At 39.6% G+C, this 19,150-nt stretch carries 19 protein-coding genes; 17 read left to right on the top strand and 2 right to left on the bottom strand.

The genetic code is table 11. The features are described 5' to 3' along the window. Window positions 1–67 precede the first annotated feature (67 nt). From CCC70_RS16030 to CCC70_RS15990, 9 genes are all read left to right on the top strand, one after another. On the top strand, window positions 68–1,720 hold the full coding sequence (locus CCC70_RS16030; RefSeq protein WP_287085237.1) for a helicase C-terminal domain-containing protein: 1,653 nt from the start codon (window positions 68–70) through the stop codon (window positions 1,718–1,720). Window positions 1,721–1,773: 53 nt separating this feature from the next. Continuing rightward, window positions 1,774–7,113 carry an LPD16 domain-containing protein gene (locus tag CCC70_RS16025; RefSeq protein WP_287085236.1) on the top strand — a complete coding sequence of 1,780 codons (5,340 nt, stop codon included), beginning with the start codon at window positions 1,774–1,776 and terminating at the stop codon, window positions 7,111–7,113. Then, window positions 7,110–7,361 (top strand): transposon-transfer assisting family protein, encoded by a 252-nt coding sequence (locus CCC70_RS16020; RefSeq protein WP_118049825.1) that lies wholly within the window; start codon window positions 7,110–7,112, stop codon window positions 7,359–7,361. Before CCC70_RS16025 ends, CCC70_RS16020 begins: the two co-directional genes overlap by 4 nt. After that, window positions 7,358–7,528, top strand: a complete 171-nt coding sequence (locus tag CCC70_RS16015; RefSeq protein ID WP_287085235.1) for a YodL domain-containing protein — start codon at window positions 7,358–7,360, stop codon at window positions 7,526–7,528. Before CCC70_RS16020 ends, CCC70_RS16015 begins: the two co-directional genes overlap by 4 nt. Next, window positions 7,525–8,154, top strand: coding sequence for a YodL domain-containing protein (locus tag CCC70_RS16625; protein WP_334296293.1), 630 nt, complete (start codon window positions 7,525–7,527; stop codon window positions 8,152–8,154). The genes CCC70_RS16015 and CCC70_RS16625 overlap by 4 nt, the downstream gene beginning before the upstream one ends. Before the next feature lie 258 nt (window positions 8,155–8,412). Next, window positions 8,413–10,959 (top strand): NACHT domain-containing protein, encoded by a 2,547-nt coding sequence (locus CCC70_RS16005; RefSeq protein ID WP_171030308.1) that lies wholly within the window; start codon window positions 8,413–8,415, stop codon window positions 10,957–10,959. A gap of 70 nt (window positions 10,960–11,029) precedes the next feature. After that, the gene (locus CCC70_RS16000; RefSeq protein WP_147421676.1) at window positions 11,030–11,371 is read left to right on the top strand and encodes a hypothetical protein; all 342 of its coding nucleotides are present in this window, start codon (window positions 11,030–11,032) and stop codon (window positions 11,369–11,371) included. After that, on the top strand, window positions 11,340–11,732 hold the full coding sequence (locus tag CCC70_RS15995; protein WP_118001178.1) for a hypothetical protein: 393 nt from the start codon (window positions 11,340–11,342) through the stop codon (window positions 11,730–11,732). The genes CCC70_RS16000 and CCC70_RS15995 overlap by 32 nt, the downstream gene beginning before the upstream one ends. A gap of 2 nt (window positions 11,733–11,734) precedes the next feature. Further along, entirely contained in the window at window positions 11,735–12,787 is a 1,053-nt protein-coding gene (locus CCC70_RS15990) for a radical SAM/SPASM domain-containing protein (protein WP_118331030.1), read from the top strand. A gap of 53 nt (window positions 12,788–12,840) precedes the next feature. Here CCC70_RS15990 and CCC70_RS15985 read toward each other — a convergent pair whose 3' ends face one another. Beyond that, window positions 12,841–13,002, bottom strand: coding sequence for a DUF6219 family protein (locus CCC70_RS15985; RefSeq protein ID WP_330577247.1), 162 nt, complete (start codon window positions 13,000–13,002; stop codon window positions 12,841–12,843). Between CCC70_RS15985 and CCC70_RS15980 the strand changes: the two genes are divergently transcribed. The 8 genes from CCC70_RS15980 to CCC70_RS15945 all read left to right on the top strand — a co-directional run bounded on the left by CCC70_RS15980 (window position 13,001) and on the right by CCC70_RS15945 (window position 18,712). After that, window positions 13,001–13,492, top strand: a complete 492-nt coding sequence (locus CCC70_RS15980) for a winged helix-turn-helix domain-containing protein (RefSeq protein WP_330577244.1) — start codon at window positions 13,001–13,003, stop codon at window positions 13,490–13,492. The genes CCC70_RS15985 and CCC70_RS15980 overlap by 2 nt on opposite strands. 333 nt (window positions 13,493–13,825) lie before the next feature. Continuing rightward, entirely contained in the window at window positions 13,826–13,963 is a 138-nt protein-coding gene (locus CCC70_RS15975) for a DNA-binding protein (RefSeq protein WP_080633534.1), read from the top strand. Window positions 13,964–14,006: 43 nt separating this feature from the next. After that, the gene (locus tag CCC70_RS15970) at window positions 14,007–14,699 is read left to right on the top strand and encodes a response regulator transcription factor (protein WP_110102441.1); all 693 of its coding nucleotides are present in this window, start codon (window positions 14,007–14,009) and stop codon (window positions 14,697–14,699) included. 5 nt (window positions 14,700–14,704) lie between these two features. Further along, the gene (locus tag CCC70_RS15965; RefSeq protein WP_117638879.1) at window positions 14,705–15,622 is read left to right on the top strand and encodes a sensor histidine kinase; all 918 of its coding nucleotides are present in this window, start codon (window positions 14,705–14,707) and stop codon (window positions 15,620–15,622) included. Between the two features lie 134 nt (window positions 15,623–15,756). Then, entirely contained in the window at window positions 15,757–16,683 is a 927-nt protein-coding gene (locus tag CCC70_RS15960; protein ID WP_287085233.1) for an ABC transporter ATP-binding protein, read from the top strand. Continuing rightward, window positions 16,676–17,461 carry an ABC transporter permease gene (locus CCC70_RS15955; RefSeq protein WP_055303121.1) on the top strand — a complete coding sequence of 262 codons (786 nt, stop codon included), beginning with the start codon at window positions 16,676–16,678 and terminating at the stop codon, window positions 17,459–17,461. The genes CCC70_RS15960 and CCC70_RS15955 overlap by 8 nt, the downstream gene beginning before the upstream one ends. Before the next feature lie 2 nt (window positions 17,462–17,463). Further along, entirely contained in the window at window positions 17,464–18,243 is a 780-nt protein-coding gene (locus CCC70_RS15950) for an ABC transporter permease (protein ID WP_270400982.1), read from the top strand. A gap of 7 nt (window positions 18,244–18,250) precedes the next feature. Continuing rightward, window positions 18,251–18,712, top strand: a complete 462-nt coding sequence (locus CCC70_RS15945; RefSeq protein WP_287085232.1) for a hypothetical protein — start codon at window positions 18,251–18,253, stop codon at window positions 18,710–18,712. Here CCC70_RS15945 and CCC70_RS15940 read toward each other — a convergent pair. Next, window positions 18,681–18,932 (bottom strand): hypothetical protein, encoded by a 252-nt coding sequence (locus tag CCC70_RS15940; protein WP_138344404.1) that lies wholly within the window; start codon window positions 18,930–18,932, stop codon window positions 18,681–18,683. The genes CCC70_RS15945 and CCC70_RS15940 overlap by 32 nt on opposite strands. Between the last annotated feature and the right edge of the window lie 218 nt (window positions 18,933–19,150).

Genomic DNA, 19,150 nt, shown 5'->3' with positions numbered 1-19,150 from the left:
CCGTTTTTTTAATCTTCCAGAGCTGATCTCCATTTTTAAGGAAGCTGCGGATATTCAGACATCGGATATGCTGAATCTTCCTGTACCGGAAGCAGAGTTTATCAATGAAGTCTTAAAACCAAGTGAAGAACAGCAGGAAATGGTCAGTGCCTTTTCGGAACGTGCGGAAGAAGTAAGAGCCGGTCTTGTGAATCCAACGGTGGACAACATGCTCAAGATTACCAATGACGGAAGAAAATGTGCATTGGATCAGAGGCTATTAAATGAACTCCTTCCGGATGCAGAAAAAAGCAAGGTCAATACCTGTGTGGAAAATGCTTTTCAGGTATGGGACGAGGGAAAAGCAGATCGGACAACACAGCTGATCTTCTGTGACTTGTCTACTCCAAAAGGGGATGGGACTTTCAATGTATATGATGATGTCCGAAACAAACTGGTTGCCAGGGGAATCCCGAAAGAAGAGATTGCGTTTATCCATGAATACAACACGGAGACAAAGAAAGCAGATTTGTTTGCAAAGGTACGGGCCGGGCAGGTGAGAATCCTTATGGGTTCCACTCCAAAACTCGGTGCTGGTACCAACGTACAGGACAGGCTCATTGCCCTCCATCACCTTGACTGTCCGTGGAAGCCGTCTGATCTGGAACAGCAGGAAGGACGTATCTTAAGACAGGGAAACCAGAATGACAAAGTAAAGATATTCCGGTATGTGACGGAGAACACTTTTGATGCGTATATGTGGCAGATTTTGGAGAATAAGCAGAAGTTCATCAGCCAGATCATGACCAGTAAATCCCCGGTCAGGGCTTGTGAAGATGTGGATGATACGGCACTGTCCTATGCGGAAATAAAGGCACTTGCCACAGGCAATCCGTACATTAAAGAAAAAATGGATCTGGATGTGCAGGTGAGTAAGCTAAAACTTCTAAAGGCAAACCATACCAGTCAGATTTATCGTCTGGAATCCGATATTGCAAAGAATTTCCCGGTACAGATCAGTGCATTGAAAGAGCGGATTGCCGGAATGCAGGTGGATTCGCAGGTAGTAAAAAGTGTGGATTTACAGGATAATGACATGTTTGCCATGACAGTAGGGAATGTCCTTTATGAAGATAAGAAAGAAGCAGGCGAAGCGTTGATCGCTGCTTGTGCAGGGTTAAAAACCGTCAGCACCGGCGGAAAAGTTGGGGAATATCATGGGTTTACGTTATCTGCTTCCTACAATATGTTTTCCAATGCGTTTGAACTGACGATCAAAGGAAAATGCTCTTATAAGCTGGAGATTGGAAAAGACCCGGTAGGAAATATGCAGCGTATCCATAACACCCTTTCTTCTATCGACAGGAAGCTGACGGAAAGTGAGCAGAAATTGGAAACTGTACAACAGCAGCTTGCTACTGCACAGGAAGAGGTAAAGAAGCCATTCCCGAAAGAAGCAGAGCTGAATGAAAAGATGGAACGATTATCCGAGTTAAATGCCCTGCTGAACATGGATGAAAAGGGCAATGAGACGATTATGGCAGATGAGGATATTGGCAGAGAAGGAAGCAGCACAGACAGCAGGGATGCCGTAGAAGAAAAAGAACTTCCGGAAACAGCAGACAGAATCCATAAGCCGTCTATTCTGGAACGCTTAAAACAGGAGAAGGCACAGCAGAATACAGCGGAACCGACCGTTACACAGAAAGCTGCAAAGAAAAAACACGAACAGGAGTTATAAAAGATTTCCCGTCAGAGTTTTCTCTGGCGGGACATAAAATGGAGGGTTTGTTTATGGCAAATAATATAGAAAAACAGTTAAAAGAAATATCGGAACGGCTGGAGCAGGGAGTAAAAGAAATCTTTACTTCGGAGAGATATACCGAATATCTGAATACCATGTCAAAGTTCCACAATTACAGCTTTAATAACACGCTGCTGATCACCATGCAGAAACCGGAAGCAACACTGGTGGCCGGGTATCATGCATGGCAGAAGAAATTTAACCGTCATGTAAAACGTGGAGAGAAAGGAATCCAGATCATCGCACCAGCACCGATACGGGAGAAACAGGAGATTGAAAAGATCGACCCGGTAACAAAAGAGCCTGTGATCGGGGATGATGGACAGCCGGAAACAGAGATCGTGGAGATGGTGATACCGAGATTCCGTGTAACGACAGTGTTTGATGTCAGCCAGACAGAGGGGGAACCGATCGCAGAACTGGAGGTGCCGGAGCTTACCGGAAGTGTACAGTTTTATGATACGTTCATGCAGGCATTGCAGAATATTTCTCCTGTGCCGATCCGTATGATGAATGTGGAAGGGGATGCAAAAGGCTATTATCACCAGACAGAAAAATATATTGCGATAAAGGAAGATATGAGTAATGTACAGACGATGAAAACCGGAGTCCATGAGGTGAGCCACGCATTGCTGCATGACCGGGAAGTAATGGATGCGGAAGGAGTCTTAAAAGACCAGACAACAAAGGAAGTGGAAGCAGAAAGTATTGCTTATATTGTCTGCAACCATTTTGGTCTGGATACTTCAGAATATTCGTTTACCTATATCGCCAGCTGGTGCGAGAGCAGGGATATGAAGGCGTTGAAAGCATCTATGGATACCATCCGAAAAACATCGGCAGAGATCATTGAGAATATCGAGGCACAGATGTACGAGTTGGAAATGGAAAGACCAATCCGGGATACCTTCCATAAGGAAGATTTGATTCTGCATCTTTCGGGCAGCATGGGTTCCGAGTTTACTTATGATCTGATCGAAAATATGAGCAGGGAACAGTTAGAACAGAATGTGGGTGAATACGTCCGCCTTCTGGAAAGTGGTGAGATAGAGGAAAATGAGAAACCACTGGAAAGTTTTCTGGAAGAAAAAGGTGCTGCCGTCACACCACTCTATGACAGCAGTGGGCACGGAGAGAACTATCCGATTGATTTTTATGATGTGGAATATGATGCGGACACAGGCGTTACTTCTTTTTCTGACCTTTCTCCGAAAGAGCAGGCAGAGATGTTGGTGCAAAAAGCAGAGTTTCCAAGAAATATTTTTTCGGAAAATGAAAAGGCATTTGTAAATGAATATGCAGAAACCTTCCCCGGACAGGTGGAAAGACTGAATGACCTGGTATGGGATATGAGGGAATCTTACGATGAAGCCGGTTCAAAGCTGGTGTATGAAGTGATCCAGGCAGCAAGGGCAAACTTCCCAGTGAAGGAACCGGAGATTGCAGAAGAAACAGCCATGCAGTATGCCCACCGTCTGATTGAAACGGCAGAAGCTGCAAATACAGGAAATTTCACAGATTCCCAGAGAAATCTTATTGTGAATTTTGCATATAAGATGGATGACAAAGACGAAGTGCTTGGACTGGTGAACCGCATGATGACCGCAATCCGCAGACCGGAAAGTGAATATACGAGAAACCTTATGAATGAAACACAGGCACAGATTGACAATTTCCCAGATGGCATGATTGGTTTTATAGAAATGCACGAAGCAGGAATCCGACTGGAACACATGTATCCTCTTGAAAAAAACAGGACAGTAGAATTGTATCGTGAGGGTGCGGAAGTTTTTCTCTTACATGGAAATCCAGACAATCCAGAGCAGGCAGGACAGATTCTTGCAGAAACAGAAAATGCAATTCTGGGACATGACGGTATTTTTGGTATCACGGAAGCAGAATGGGAAGTACATAAAGAAAGAGAAGCAACTGCCGCCAGACAGGAAAAACTGGAACAGGACAGTGCGGAAAAGATTGATGAGACACTTCTTCTGCATGGAGAAAGCAGAAGGTTTGCCATTTATCAGATGGATAGTGGAGATGAGCATACTTATCAGTTTATGGGAATAGAATCCGCAAAGAGTCTGGGCTATACCATTGATGGAAAGGATTACCGGATGGTTTATGCAGCACCGTGGATGCCAACAATCACGTTAGACAATATATTTGAACGATTTAACATTGATCGACCGGAAGATTTCCGTGGTCATTCCTTATCGGTAAGTGATGTGATCGTGATAAACAGGGGTGCAGAGATCACAGCCTATTATGTAGATTCTTTTGGATTTCAGGAACTTCCGGAGTTTGTCCAGCAGAGAATGAACATGCTGGAACATAATTCCGTCAGGGCATATCCGCCAGTTTATAAAGAAACATTGGAACAGGCAATGGGAGAACGGGATGTAGATGCCTATCTGGATTCCAGAAAGTTAAACCTGGACTGCAAGAAAGCAATCGAGGATGTTATCCGGGAGAATTTTGACGGACTGCACTTAAAGCAGGGTGCGGCAAAAGAAGTCGTGGAACGCTTTGGGGAAGAACGTATGAATTTTGTTATGGCAAACACCATCCGTGAACTTTCTCATGATGGAAGATTTTCCAGACAGAACAAAGACTGGGCGGAGCATATCGAAATCCCGGAAAATATCAGCCGGGGCAGAAATCTGAACCTGGATTATGTGATTGAAAGCCACCCGGCAGTTTTAGATGGGTTTATCGACATGGCAAGAGCTGAGATCCGGATGCAGAGGATAGAACAGGCGATAGGAGAAAACGAAGTGACGATCACAGCAGAGACAAGAGGATATGAAGCAGAAGGACATAACGGGACATGGCATACGGTTGATAAAAAGGAATATGCTGGGGAAAAGTTTTTCTTAATGGAACATGATGAATTTGGCTCCGATGTGGCTGGTATTATCGTAGCAGAAAATGGACAGCTTGTAGCGGAGGACTTATGGAATGGATTTGATGAAGGAGCGTTAGAAACTGTATCAGAATATCTGCAGGAAAATGGAACAACACTCTATGACTTGACGGAATTCCCGAAAGATTCTGTTGTAACCCTGCGGAGTGGACAGACACTTACAATCGAAGAAATACAGGCAGTACAGAAAGACATATGGGAAGAAACGATGGCAGGAAAAAATGAATTGGGAACAGATGTCCGGTTTAATTTTCATGCAGTCAGTGAGGTGCAGCTGCCGGAAGGCATAAAGTTAAAAATGCCAGAGATTCATTACATTGATAATTTTTATGTGATGGAAGATGTAAATGCAGAGGGTGTAGTAAAAGTAAACCGGTATGAATCACTGGATGAAGCGATGCAGGAATATTTACGCCTGCCAAATCATCAGGAAAAAGTGCTTGGTATCCAGAATACGGAAACAATGCAGGAAAGCATGGATTTTATCCGATGTGAAAACGGAATAGATCAGCTGACCCATGCATATGAACAGATCGGAGGGTGGCTGAATCCGGAAATATATGAAGCGGTAAATAAAATAGAAAATATGCTGGACTGGAATGAGGTACAGATTGCATATCAGATTGGAAAACAATACTTTACAATCCAGACTGCTGAAGATGGCTATGATTATACATTTTACAATGAAGATTATCAGGAGGATGATGGAGGAATCTATGACAATCCGACAATTTATGTAGATGAAGCTGCCAGTGATATTTTGGAAGATAAAGGGTACTCATTGGAAGACGCAAAAGTAGTGGATTATGAAGAACTGATGGCAGATGTGGAAGAAGTTCAGGAAGAACAGATGCAGCGGATACAATTAGAAAAAAACTGCCCAGCAAGTATTTTTGAAGGATTTCGCAGGGAAGAAGCAATGCAAACCTATGAAGGAATCGCAATGCAGTTTATCAGGAGTAAAGGGTATCTGACCATACAGGCAACAGAAGAAGGATATTCGTTTATTTTTTATGACTCTGATCTGCATGAAATCCAGAGTGGTGATTACGATAATCCAGACGCATCCATTCAGGAAGCTGCTTATGAAATCCTTAAAAGTGAAAGAATGGATGACCTGGAATGTGTCAAAGTGGATTATAAAGAATTTGAAGAAATGACGGTCCAGCACTCTAAGGATTTATTGCAGGAGGGGGAACTTCGTGCGACTTCTGAGATTGGAAGAAATGAACTGGCATTAAATAGCCTGAGCAGGGCAGAAGTTGAAAGAGGTGTCCTGTATCATGCACAGGCAGTATTAGAAGATATGGGAATGGAACAGGAGGTAGAGCTGCTTGCTGCAAGAGTGTATGGTTCCAGAAGCAGACAAGACCTCTACCGGGAAGATTCTGACCTTGATGTAGTGCTTTCTTATCGTGGCAATATCCGTGAAGACAGTTTCTTCAATGAATTAAATGCTCATGGTATAGCAATGGCAGGCATTAAGGTGGACATCAATCCTATCGCAGAAAAAAGAATCACTCTGGCAGAATATATGAAGGAAGCAGATGCTTACCTTGATCAGCAGGAGATTAAAAAGCTGGCGGTGGATTTAGATAATTTCAGCTATGAATATGACACTTACGAATATAAAGATACCGTTGAGAACAGGGAAGAACAGGTGGAGAAAATCACAGAGGACATTCTGAATAAGAAAACAGAGTGTTTAAAGGACTGGCTGGTTGAAGTATCTGAAGAATCCGATATAGACAGCGATGTTATAACTGCCCGTTCTTTACTTTCCCGTCTGGAGGACGCAGAGAGATTTTCTATCTTTGACAAACAGCCAGAGCAGGAACAGCCAGAAGCCACGATCAGTTTTTATGTCGCAGAGTGCATGGAGTTTCCGGTCATGGGAGAGTACCATAATAACCTCACTTTAGAAGAAGCCATTAAAATATATGAGAGTATCCCAGCAGAGAGACTGCATGGGATTAAAGGAATCGGATTTGATCTGCAAGATGGTGATGAAGATTATTCCGGGGAATATGGACTCATGAGTGGAGACAGGATAGACAGGGATCTGATTGATATGATTCCACATTATAAGGAGAGTCCATTGGTACAGAAAGCAATCAACGATATGGAAAAATATCTGAATGAGAAACATGGAAAAGTGCAGGAAGCAGAACAGACCGTGGAAGTGAAACAGGAAGTTTCAGAAACACCAGTCAAGAAAGAATCCGTATCAGTAGAACCGAACCAGACGCAAAAGAAAGAGCCTGTAAAGGGCGAAAAAGGAGAACTGAAAAAATCTGTGCTGCAGTCATTGAAAGAGTTTCAGGTAAGAGCAAAAGCACAGGAGCAGAAAGAAACGGCAACTGAAAAATCTAAAGCACGTAAGAAGGGGGAGGTAGAATTATGATGGATCTGGCAATGAACTTTGATACAGACGAATGTTTAGTAACTGCGATGTTTGATAAAGGCAACCGAAATGATACGATGGAAGCCATCGACAATATTATTCCATTTCTGAAAGGGGATGCGGATATGATAGGGCTGGTCTGCAATACCATAAGAAAGCTGTTCTGCATGAGTGATGAAGGCTATGAGATTTTTCTTATGGATCTGGAAGATTATAAAACGGAATTGGAAGAGGAGGACGAGGAATGAGAACAAGTCAGTGTGCAGTATATCAGGTAAAAGAAACACCAGAGTATCGTGATGTTCGTTTCCGTTCTTATGAAAAGCTGAGAAGCGAAGGAAAGAGCGTCAGCATTGAGAACTATCAGCAGGTGTACATTGGAAGAATCCAGTCGGGGAAACTCCGGCGGATATAAAAATACGCCTGCAGAAACAGCGACCGAAGAACTTCAAAGGTCATTCCATCGGATGTAGCGATGTTCTGGTAATCACGGATGAGGGAAAAACCACAGCCTACTATATTAATAAAGACGGATTCATTATCATTCCAGAATTTCTCACAATCAAAAGTTCCGCTGATACCAGACTTTCCATTGATACAACAGGATATGAAATCGAAGGAAAGAAAGGAACATTGCTTGCCCAAGATTATATTTTGATGAATGAGAAGAAATGGTTCCTAATGGAACATGAAGAGTATGGGACAAGAGCCGCCTATGTGATTCTCAGTGAAGATGGAGTAGTAGTTATGAATGACTGTTACAATGGCTTTGATGAAGAAGCAAGACGGAACATTCAGAACTTTATGCAGCAACAGGCAGCAAAAGAACAGGAACAGCAAAGACAACAGCAGGTGCAATCACAAAAGCAACCGAATCAGACGCAGCAGTCACTAGAACAGCAGAAAAAGAAACCAGAGCTGGCAAACTGGCAGAAGGTCATGGACAATGGAGAATATCTTCGCAGTGCGGAGATGGCAGAAGAAGCCAATTACAATATGATTGATGGACCTGATGAACAATATGCCAAAGAAAAAAGATAAAAATGCTCCTCGGAGATCAGTATTGAAACGACTTCGCAAGCATCAGCAAAAGATAGCCAGTCAGGGGAAGGGACAACCACAGCAACAGAAGGCAGTGGAAGAAGAGATGGAAAGGAAGAAGAAGTAATTTTTCATGGAGACCCGTCAATATGGCGGGTTTTCTTTTTGAGCTACTTTATAAAATAGAAAATTTATGATAAGCTGTTAAGTAATTAGTAGATACAGTAAAAATGGGGGATGTTAAATGAGAGAATATATATGAAAGGTTGGGTATGTAGTACAGGAGTAGCCCTGAAATTTCGAGAGCATGAAAAAATATCATGTTGTGTCAGAGAGGAAGCACTTATGAAAAAAATAAAGGAAATTATGTTTTTAGTATTAGTGTTTACATTGCTCGTTATAGGTTTTTCTCCAATATCAGAAGCTGCAAATATAGAAGGAAAACAGGAACAAGCAACAATACAAAAGAAGAATGTTGAGGAGCAGGAGACTGAAGAAGTAGTTGGGGCATCCGAAGGGAAAACTATAATAGAAAACGAGAAAGAACAGGATCTTATATCAACTCAAAGTATGACTTCTGCAATGGAAAATGAGTGTACAGAAGGTGTATCTTTTTCAATGATAATTGATTTACTTAGTAGTTTTAGTGATACAATACAAAATTTATGGTGGCTTGTTACACTAGGGGTTTTGATTTTGGCACTTATGACATCTCTTTTTTTAATACGAAAAAAAGCAAATAAGTATACCGATGAACAGATTAAGAAATTGATTCATGACGGAAAATATATTCCGGGCATTTTTGTGGAACTTAATAATAGTAAAGAAGTATTACGATATTTTGTATATGGTAAGAAGTGGAGAAAGAGGCTGATTAAAAACTTTAACTATGTATATGATAATTCATATGGAGAGATTTTAAAAAAAGCCTGTGACAATCAAAATGTGTGTTTTCATCTTAACATAATGGCATCGCCAAAGGAAATTTTAGAGTCGGTAAATTCGGCATATGAATTTCATAATAATTTTCAAAACTCAGATATAGAATTTAAACAAGATTATAAAGAATCGCAGATTCTTTTTGAAATAATACAGCATCCATATAACGAAATGCTAAGAAGTTTGCTACAATATAGTAGAGGTGCTAATGGAAAGTATCTTATACTTACTGGCAGTGCTGGAAATGGAAAGACAAATTTGTTATGTAGTATTAGTGAACTTTTAGTTAATCTTAAGCAAACAACAATATTTTTGAATGCTAGAGAGATTGAGGGGGATATTTTAGATTTTGTATTCGATGAATTGGGAATTTCAGGTTTATATAAGAAGCATAAAGAAATTTATCTTCATTTGGTAAACTTACTGTTAACTGTTCAGAATAAGCTTCTATTTATAATTGTTGATGCTATTAATGAAAATGACAGTGATGGATTTGGAAACCGGATTAGCACATTTATCAATAAAATTTCCGACTATAGTAGAGTGAAGATAGTTGTATCTTGTAGAAACGAATACTATAAAGAACGTTTTAGGAAATATCTTGTAGAAAAAGTTAATATACCAGCATTTGAGTTTGATTTAAAGGAGCAACATTATACATCTACAGCGATTAATCGTATCATTAAGACATATAGTAATCATTTTAATTATAGTGGAAATATCTCCCCTGCTGTGAAAAGTGTACTTAGTGAGCAATTACTTTTACTACGAATATTTTTCGAAGTTAATAAGGATAGCAATGCAGATGTGTTTTCCATTCGAAAGCATGAAATATTTGCACAGTATATTGAAAAACTAAAACAAAATAACAGAGAATATCTTGAAACTATGCTCGATACAGTGACTGATTTCATGATACACAGTGATAATTATGATGAAATCAGTATAACTGACTTGGAAAAGGCAGGAATTACTTCCGGTGATATACGGAAGACAGTAAATAGTGGCATTCTTCTCAGTAAAAAATTGGTTTTTCATGAAGGTACAATTGCAAGAAATGAAAAGGAAGTCGTGTATTTTGTTTTTGATGAAATGAGAGATTATTGTTTAGCACGGCAAATTTTATTAAATAATGTATCGGCATATTATGTGGATGGAGAATCCGTTATCGAAAAATTAAAACAATTAAAAGCATCAGGTGCATCTTGTGCAGAGGGAGTTATTCATTATTGCTATGTCTTTTTTAAAACGGATGAACTGGTTTCAAAATTAGAGCAGACAGAAAAAATGTGCAATTCAATTCTTGATTTATACCGTATTCCGGAAGGTGGAGAAAGAAAGTCATATTGGAGTATGCGTTACAGGGAAGAATTTCAAAATCTAGGATTAAGGATTATCTTAACATCTGGTCTCGAATTGACTGATTTTGAAATTACGTATATTCAAGACTGTTTAAGAAAAGATCCATATGAAGATGGTGGAATGTTTTTTGATACAATGTTAGATGGAACACTTTATGGAGGAATATATAATTTAGATATATATTTAGGGATCTTATTTGGATTGAAAAATAAAGATGCCATACTTAATACATTTCACACGATTAGTGCACGTAATAATATGGATGACAGGTTTATTCCAGAAGATTTCATCAAATATTATAATGAACTATCAGATTCAGAACGAAAATTACAGATTCAAAAAATAGCTGAATTATTTTTATTGTGCTTTAAATTACATGATAAAGATAAGCAGGAAGAACTTGAAGATTTTTTCTACAATTTGCCTACACATGATAAAGTACAAAATGATATGATTTTAGAAATGAGGATAGCCTGTGGTTTAGAGGTAAAAGATTATGAATGAAACATCGTGTTATAAGATAAATGGAAGAATATTTTTTAAGCATAAAGATGTACCGTGTAAAAGGCGAGTAATGAAAACGCTGGGAGTAAAGAAAAATACGTTTGCCGGAAATATGATTTCCAGAGTTTATGATTATTATTTTCAAGGAGCGATAAATTTAAAAAAAGAATATAGAAAGTACTATCGGAAAGAATTTTGCTCTGTAGAAAAGTTCATAGAAGAACATTTTAATATTGAATTAGATGATGCTAAAAAATTGGCTGAAGGAAATTATTCTATGAAAGAGTGTTCACGTTGTTCAGTTGAAAGAAATATAGAAACACTTAATTATGATGAAAGTTTTAAAAAAGCTTTTTCAAAAGCGGTAGGAGGATTGGAAGATGAAGATCAGGATGGGATTTATTACGAATAGTTCTTCTACTAATTTCCTTATTATATCGAAAGAGGAATTAACAGAAGAGTATTTGTTTGAAAAATTAGGTTTTATAAAGGATGGTATGCTTGAAAAACAAGGCCGAGAATTATGCAGAAGCATAATATATGCTTTAGATGGAGGTTTAAGATATCACAACTATGAAATACCGGATTATGAATCAATAAAAAAAGTTTTCGGAGAGAAATCTGCAAGATTGTTTGTTAAAAACAAGGGGTATCATGCTTATTGGGGATATACAAGTAGCGATGATTCGCCTATAACACAGTTTTTTACTACTGATAGTTTTGAAATAGAGGACAAGGATTTCTATCTTAATGGTAGAGCTTGCGTGTGGTAAAGATGATTATTTATAAAGATGAAGTGTTTGGTTTTTTTGAAATTTTTAACGAAGAAAATGGAACCTTATTTCGCAGTGATATCAATGGCGTTGATCCAGTAATGAGATCGTTTCCTGAATTGCTTGATGTGGGAATCATGGGACATTGCAATGGTGGACAATATTGTAGGAACGCTGGGATTGATTGTTACCAAAAAGGTTTTACAACATATGCTCCACATATGTCATATGAGAATTTTATGGAAATTGTAAAACAAGCAGCAGGTAAAACTTTCCAAATTGCATTAGGTGGGGCTGGAGATCCTAATAAACATCCACAAATTGAGGATATACTGAAATCATGTAGAGCATATCGAATTATTCCGAATATGACAACAAGTGGTTTTCTTATAACAGATAATGAAGTTGGTTTGATAAAGCAATATTGTGGTGCCGTTGCAGTGTCCTGGTATTCACGTTTCATGGATGGAAAAGAAAGTAATCAGGAAACAATAGATGCTGTAGAACGATTGGTGAAAAGTGGCTGTACTACAAATATTCATTATGTGGTATCGAAAGATACTATTAATGAAGCAATCACAAGATTGGAGATGGATTCATTTCCTAAAGGAGTGAATGCAGTTATATTTATTTTGTACAAGCCTGTGGGGAATGGTATTATAGAAAAGGTATTAAAAAATACGGATTCTCGAATTGAAAGATTTATATCTCTTGCAACAAAGGTTAAACATCCGTACAGAGTTGGATTTGATACATGTTTTACACCCGCATTATTGCGATGGGGAGATACAGTACCAGCAGTTAGCATAGATGCTTGTGAGGCCGCCACTTTTTCAATGTACATAGACAGTCAAATGAATTGTTATCCGTGTTCATTTGGTATATGGGATAAAAATATATCCGAATCAATGAATTCTAAAACATTAAGAGAAATATGGCGGGGAGATAAATTTGTTGCTTTCAGAGAACAAAGAAAAGTAAAATGCTCCAGTTGCAGACAAATGAAAATATGTCAAGGTGGTTGTAGACTTGGGATAGATATAGATATGTGTTAAGTAAAGGTGGAAAAAGGGAAACTATCAGAGTCTCCCTTTCCCACACAGGATTACTATTCTTCAGTGGAAACAGGGTCTTTCCTTTTTTTAGACTTGCTAGAAATCATTTTATGTCTAGAATATATAGTCATAATCATGCAGAGCAGAGCACTCCCAGCAAAATACTTATGAGCGGATTTCATATTTTTATAGCCAGTGCAAAAGGTTCCAACCATGGCTGCCAATGCACCGAGTGACCAATATTTATGTGCCTTCATTTTTATAATCCTCCCGTTTTTTATTATGATTCAGTTAAACAGCTTTTACTTAAAGAAAAAAGGAACACATCAGATATTATCATGCGTAGATGAAAAAACAAAAATTTTCAAACAAGACATTGTTGAAAATAAAAACCTATGCTTTGAGGGACTAAGTATAGACAAATATAGGCGAGTAGTGATCCATGGTGAAACTGAAATTGAATTGACTTATACAGAATTTGAAATCTTATTGCTATTAGCACAAAATGCCGGAATAGTGTTCAGTATAGAGCAGATTTACGATTGTGTCTGGAAAGAACCATATTTTGGCGATTATAATATTGTTATGAGTCATATCCGTAACCTACGTGAGAAAATAGAAGATAATCCAAGTAAACCAATGTACATACAGACAGTGTGGGGAGTTGGTTATCGCTTTAATAAAAATTTAAGCAGTGGTCTGTGAAAATATTCCAGATCACTGCTTATTTTTCCTTTTTAACACCCAAGAGATATTCACAAGATACATGAAAAAATTTAACTAATGATACAGACGGCGTGAAAAGTCAAGATATTCTAGCGGAAAATTAAAGAAAATCAGAAGAATGCCAGGAAGACTTTCCTATGGAAATTTAATTGTACAGACGTTAGGAAAGTGTGGGAAATTTCGTCTGTGTCATGACATAGGAAGTGTTTGCTAGGTATCCTTTCATGCACTCCCGAAGGATGTGCCAATGTAGAAGGCATATGATTGTATTATTCGAAAGAACGAATTATAATAATATTCGGAGGAATGGATATGGATTATATGATATTAAAAGAAGCTAGTGCAAAATGGGGAGTAACACCTCGTTGGATAAATTATTTTTGCTCTGGTGGACGTATTCCAGGACCTGTAAAGATGGGAATGGTTTGGCTGATACCAAAATCAGCATAAAAACCTGTGGATGGTCGGACAAAACAAGGGAGAGAATTGTACCATGAATAGAATTTTGATTATAGATGATGACAGAGAACTGTGTGCCTTAATTAAGCGCAGCGTACAAACGGAAAATATAGCAGCCGATTTTTGTAATACCGGAAAAGAGGGCTTGCAGAAATTAAAAGAGCAGGAATATCAGCTTGTAATACTGGATGTGATGATGCCCGGTATGGATGGGTTTGAAACACTGGAAGAAATCCGCAAAGAGCATAGTTTGCCAATTTTAATGTTCACATCCAAAAATGACAGCATTTCTAAGGTGCGGGGGTTACGGGCCGGAGCGGACGATTATCTGACAAAGCCGTTTGATATGGATGAGCTGATTGCCCGTATTGTGTCCCTCATTCGCCGTTACACTCGCTTTAATCAGCAAGCCGGAACGATGCAAAAGCTGAATTTTGATGGATTACAAATTGACCTTGAAAATCGTTCCGTTACTACGGGAAACGGCACTTTTGAACTTCCACCAAAGGAATTTGATTTGCTGCTCTATTGTGTAAAAAATCAAGGAAGGATTTTAACAAAGCAGCAGATTTATGAAGAAGTATGGGGTGAAGAATATTTCTATGATGACAGTAACATTATGGCGATTATCAGTCGGCTTCGTAAAAAATTAGAAGTCAACCCCTCCAGTCCAAAGTACATCCAAACTGTCAAAGGGATCGGTTATCGCTTTAACAAGGAGGTGTAGTCAGCATGGAAATCATCGTATTCTTGTCCATTGTGATTGCTGTTGTGGCTGTATTGACTTCCATCGTTCTCGTTCGGCGTATAAAAAAACAAATAGCAGAAATGACCGATGCATTGGTTGATGTGAAAAATGGAAATGGCAATCGGCGTATTTTGTCTGCAACAAATGAACTAACAGCCCCTCTTGCATATGAAATCAATGAGATCGTTGTGGCTTATGAAAGCAGGCTTTCTGCTGTGCGACAGACGGAAGAAACCAACCGCCAGCTTATGACGAGCCTTTCTCACGATGTTCGGACGCCTCTTACCACTCTGATCGGGTATCTTGATGCTGCACACAAAGGTATTGTCACGGGAAAAGACCGGGATGATTATATTGAAACTGCTCGCCGGAAAGCCCACGATCTGAAAGAATATATTGATGTGCTTTTTGACTGGTTCAAGTTAAATTCCAACGAGTTTGCTTTGGAAATTCAGAGCATTGAGGCCGCAGAGTTTACAAGGAATATCCTGATTGACTGGATACCGATTTTTGAGGATAAACAGGTTGATTATGACATTGATATTTCCGAACAGCCTGTCCGGGTAAGATTGGATATAGACAGCTATATGAGAATCATCAATAATCTCATTCAAAATGTCATCGCTCATAGCCATGCGGACAAAATTAAAATCTCCCTATCGAAGAAGGAAAACAGCATGGAGCTGCTGCTGGCGGATAATGGAGTGGGAATTGAGAAAGAAGATTTGAAACACATATTTGAACGGCTTTATAAGTGTGATAAAGGACGCTCTGAAAAAGGCAGCGGACTTGGTCTTTCTATTGTCCATCAGCTTGTAGAAAAGATGGGTGGAAGTATAACAGTTGAAAGTTTGCCGGGAAAAGGAACTGAATTTATGTTGCTTTTTCCTTTGGAGAGTTAAGCGGGTTCCCGTCTTTATGGCGGGAGCCTTTGTCATTTTACTGGATTTCAAATTGCAAGGTTAATGCAAGGTTGCGGCAAGGTTAATGCAAGGTTGGCATGATAGAATACCTTACAGAACAGGAGGTTTTGAATATGGATACAAATTATATCATTGAAACAAAAAATCTGATAAAGCAATACGGCTCACAAAAGAGTGTGGCTGACTTAAATATCCATGTCAAGCGTGGGAGAATTTATGGTCTGTTGGGTAGAAACGGAGCCGGAAAAACCACAACTATGAAAATGCTGTTGGGTTTAACGAAGCCTACTTCCGGTGAGGTCAAAATCTGGGGAAAGTCTTTGCAAGGAAATGAAAAGAAGTTGCTGCCCCGCATTGGCAGTTTGATTGAGTCCCCTGGTTTTTATCCCAATCTGACCGGTACGGAGAACCTGCGTATCTTTGCTACCCTGCGTGGAGTACCAAACAATCATGCCATCAAAGACGCTCTGGATTTGGTCGGGCTACCTTACAAGGATAAAAAGCTGTTTTCGCAATACTCTCTTGGCATGAAGCAGCGGTTGGCGATTGCCCTTGCAGTCATGCACGATCCGGAGCTTTTGATTTTGGATGAGCCGATCAACGGTCTCGATCCCATCGGTATTGCAGAAGTGCGATCCTTTATCCGTGAGCTTTGCGACACAAGAGGAAAAACCATTTTAATTTCCAGTCATATTCTTTCGGAGATTTCCTTGCTGGCTGACAATATTGGAATTATTGACCACGGTGCATTGCTGGAAGAAGAAAGCCTTGCTGAGTTGGAGCAAAAAAGCAGTAAACATATCCGGTTTACGATCTCTGATACTGCACAGGCGGCAAGAATTTTGGAACGCAATTTCCATGAAACCCATTTTTCCATACAAGACGACCACAATCTGCGTCTACGCAATATGGAGCTGCCTGTGGGGAAAATTGTAACTGCTTTTGTAGAAAACGGATTGGAGGTATCAGAAGCACATACCTGTGAAGAAAGTCTTGAAGATTACTTCAAGCGTGTGACAGGGGGCGAAGGAATTGCTTAAACTAATCAAATGCGAATTTTTGAAATTGAAACGGAAGAAATTTATTCCGCTGATTATTCTGGCTGCGTTCCTGTTTCCAATCCCGCTGACTTATCTGATGACAACGCCCTCTATGATGGAGCGATATACGGATCGGGCAGATGCTTTCGATGGACTATTTAACATGGTGTTGGGATATGGTATCCAGTTTTTACTGCCCTGCATTATCGGAGTGATTGCCGCTATCCTGTTTTTTATGGAACGCGACAACGATACATTCAAAAATTTGCGTACAATTCCAGTAACCAGCACGCAAATGGTACTTGCAAAGATCATTGTCCTTTTTATCTTTGGAATTGTTTTTTGCGTGGCTTCTACTATTGCAACAATTCTTTGCGGAATTGGAACATTAGAAGTTTATGGAATTGGTTATAAACTGTTTTTGGCGGTTGAAACGGGGATCTTCATTACAGCAGGAACACTCCCGTTGATTGTCCTTGTTGTCTTTTTCAGTAAGACCTATGTTTTTTCCATTTTGCTGTGTGTCTTTTACAGCGTTCTGAACATGAGTGCTACGGCATTGTTTGACACACTGCCTAAAACCATGTTATGGCTTCTGCCCACGCCACTGACTACATTTTGGAGTGCGGGAGATATGGCGGCTCATGGAATAAAAATGGACTTGGAGCAAATGACAGGGCTAATTCCTTCAACATTTCAAGTTGTATTCATTCTTGGAATCATGGCATTGGTTTCGTTCTTACTGATTGACAGATTATATAAGCAGAGGGGGGAATAAAAATGGTTCGCATTGTAAAAACAGAATTTTATAAATTGAAAAGGTATCATATTCTTTGGGCGGGCGTTGCACTCATGCTCCTATCCGTCCTGCTGACCTTGTTTACCTCTATGGCGAATGATGGTTCCGTTTGGGATTTCGCCTATCTTACAGAACAGGTCATCAAAAACAATATGTCCATGATTTTTCCGATGTGTATCAGCCTAATTGCTGGATATATGATTTCTCGTGAGCAGACGGATGACACACTGAAAAATATTCTGACTGTGCCGATTTCTTTTAAGAAGCTGCTGACCGGAAAATTGATTGTGTGCGGCGTATTGTCTATTATTTTCGGGCTGATATGCAGCTTGTTTACAATCATAGCGGAAATGATTGTGGGATTTCCAGGCTTTGAGATTTCCTTAGCTCTAAAAGCAGCCTTGCAGATTACTGCGGTTAATTTCTTTTTATATCTTGCGGTTCTGCCGATTATCGCTCTTACTTGTCGGAGGACAGGTAGCTTTTTAGTCGGTGTAATCATTGCTTTTGTCTATGGATATGGAGGGATGTTTGCCGCAGGAAATATGACATTAGCAAACCTTTATCCGATTACCGCAAGTCTTGGAATGGTAGGCTACCGCAGCTATGATACCGCAGTCAACTGGAATATCGGAACCTGTTCTTGCAGTCTTGCGCTTGCTGTCGTTATTTCTGCCATCTTGATTTTGTGCATGAAAGAACGAGAAGCAACCCAAACAAAGAAAAAGGCCAAAAAGGTAGCTCCAAAGAAAGGCTGGTGATGATTGTATGAAGAAAAGTGCTTTAGTATTAACATTCGTTTTTTTAGGAAGTTTTATGCTTTCTGGCTGTTCAAAAGATGAAATTCTTGATCATTATAATAATATCGTTCAGTCGGCTGGAGCCATAGAGCTTACAGGAAAGTCATCTTTGGAAGGAACAAAAGAAAAAGGAATCGATGATTATACGGGAACTTATACGGCTGATTATGAGGATTTTTCAGATACAGAGTATTTGTTCGGAGGAACTTCCATAAAAAGAGAAGCCGGTAAGGAGCTGTCTATTGACTGCACTTTGGAGGTTACGGAAGGTACTGCAAAAGTATTTTGGATTTCTGGATCTGATAAAGCAGTCACTTTGATTGAAACAACCGGAACTTATAGTGACACAATTACACTTCCTGATGGCGGAAATTATGTCGGCATTGAATGCGAGAGTTTCACAGGAAGCATTGAATTAAATATTGAATAACATTCTGCCGGACGACGGCAAAAGAAAAAAAGCCGTCGTACAGCAGACAATTTGACACGCCCATTTGAAACGGCGGCTTTGATTTCAGAGCCGCCGTTTCTTTGCGTTTACACAATCCTATGACGACTTGCAGGGACACGGTAGCCGATTGGAGGTTATTTTGCCGTGTCTCGTTTGCTTTTTCAAAGCTCACATGATCTACATCAGTTAAAAAAAGCATTGCTCCTCCTCCGGGCAAGTATAACATTGCATCGGCATTATCGTTCCATGTAATTCAGTATAATAATGACTGTTCTTGGCGCGCCAGTTTTCCCTCACGGAAATCTGGCGTTTTTTGTTGCCATTTTTTCGGAGATGACCCGGTTGTCTGCCGGTGTCGGTCTCCGCCTCCATTCGATTCACCCGTCAATCACCCGTGAATCGAAATGGAGGTACATA

The sequence above is a fragment of the Blautia sp. LMAG:89 genome, assembly GCF_008679485.1.
Lineage (GTDB): Bacteria > Bacillota > Clostridia > Lachnospirales > Lachnospiraceae > Blautia_A > Blautia_A fusiformis.
Note: the sequence above shows the minus strand (reverse complement) of the source record. Positions and strands in the feature narration are given on the sequence as shown.

Coding starts and splice junctions, on each gene's coding strand:
- CCC70_RS15945 (WP_287085232.1), top strand. CDS start 18,251: ATGAAGAAAAGTGCTTTAGTATTAACATTCGTTTTTTTAGGAAGTTTT.
- CCC70_RS16005 (WP_171030308.1), top strand. CDS start 8,413: ATGAAAGGTTGGGTATGTAGTACAGGAGTAGCCCTGAAATTTCGAGAG.
- CCC70_RS16000 (WP_147421676.1), top strand. CDS start 11,030: ATGAAAACGCTGGGAGTAAAGAAAAATACGTTTGCCGGAAATATGATT.
- CCC70_RS15975 (WP_080633534.1), top strand. CDS start 13,826: ATGGATTATATGATATTAAAAGAAGCTAGTGCAAAATGGGGAGTAACA.
- CCC70_RS16015 (WP_287085235.1), top strand. CDS start 7,358: ATGAGAACAAGTCAGTGTGCAGTATATCAGGTAAAAGAAACACCAGAG.
- CCC70_RS15965 (WP_117638879.1), top strand. CDS start 14,705: ATGGAAATCATCGTATTCTTGTCCATTGTGATTGCTGTTGTGGCTGTA.
- CCC70_RS15990 (WP_118331030.1), top strand. CDS start 11,735: ATGATTATTTATAAAGATGAAGTGTTTGGTTTTTTTGAAATTTTTAAC.
- CCC70_RS16025 (WP_287085236.1), top strand. CDS start 1,774: ATGGCAAATAATATAGAAAAACAGTTAAAAGAAATATCGGAACGGCTG.
- CCC70_RS15960 (WP_287085233.1), top strand. CDS start 15,757: ATGGATACAAATTATATCATTGAAACAAAAAATCTGATAAAGCAATAC.
- CCC70_RS15970 (WP_110102441.1), top strand. CDS start 14,007: ATGAATAGAATTTTGATTATAGATGATGACAGAGAACTGTGTGCCTTA.
- CCC70_RS15940 (WP_138344404.1), bottom strand. CDS start 18,932: ATGCTTTTTTTAACTGATGTAGATCATGTGAGCTTTGAAAAAGCAAAC.
- CCC70_RS15985 (WP_330577247.1), bottom strand. CDS start 13,002: ATGGTTGGAACCTTTTGCACTGGCTATAAAAATATGAAATCCGCTCAT.
- CCC70_RS15995 (WP_118001178.1), top strand. CDS start 11,340: ATGAAGATCAGGATGGGATTTATTACGAATAGTTCTTCTACTAATTTC.
- CCC70_RS15950 (WP_270400982.1), top strand. CDS start 17,464: ATGGTTCGCATTGTAAAAACAGAATTTTATAAATTGAAAAGGTATCAT.
- CCC70_RS15980 (WP_330577244.1), top strand. CDS start 13,001: ATGGCTGCCAATGCACCGAGTGACCAATATTTATGTGCCTTCATTTTT.
- CCC70_RS16020 (WP_118049825.1), top strand. CDS start 7,110: ATGATGGATCTGGCAATGAACTTTGATACAGACGAATGTTTAGTAACT.
- CCC70_RS16030 (WP_287085237.1), top strand. CDS start 68: ATGCTGAATCTTCCTGTACCGGAAGCAGAGTTTATCAATGAAGTCTTA.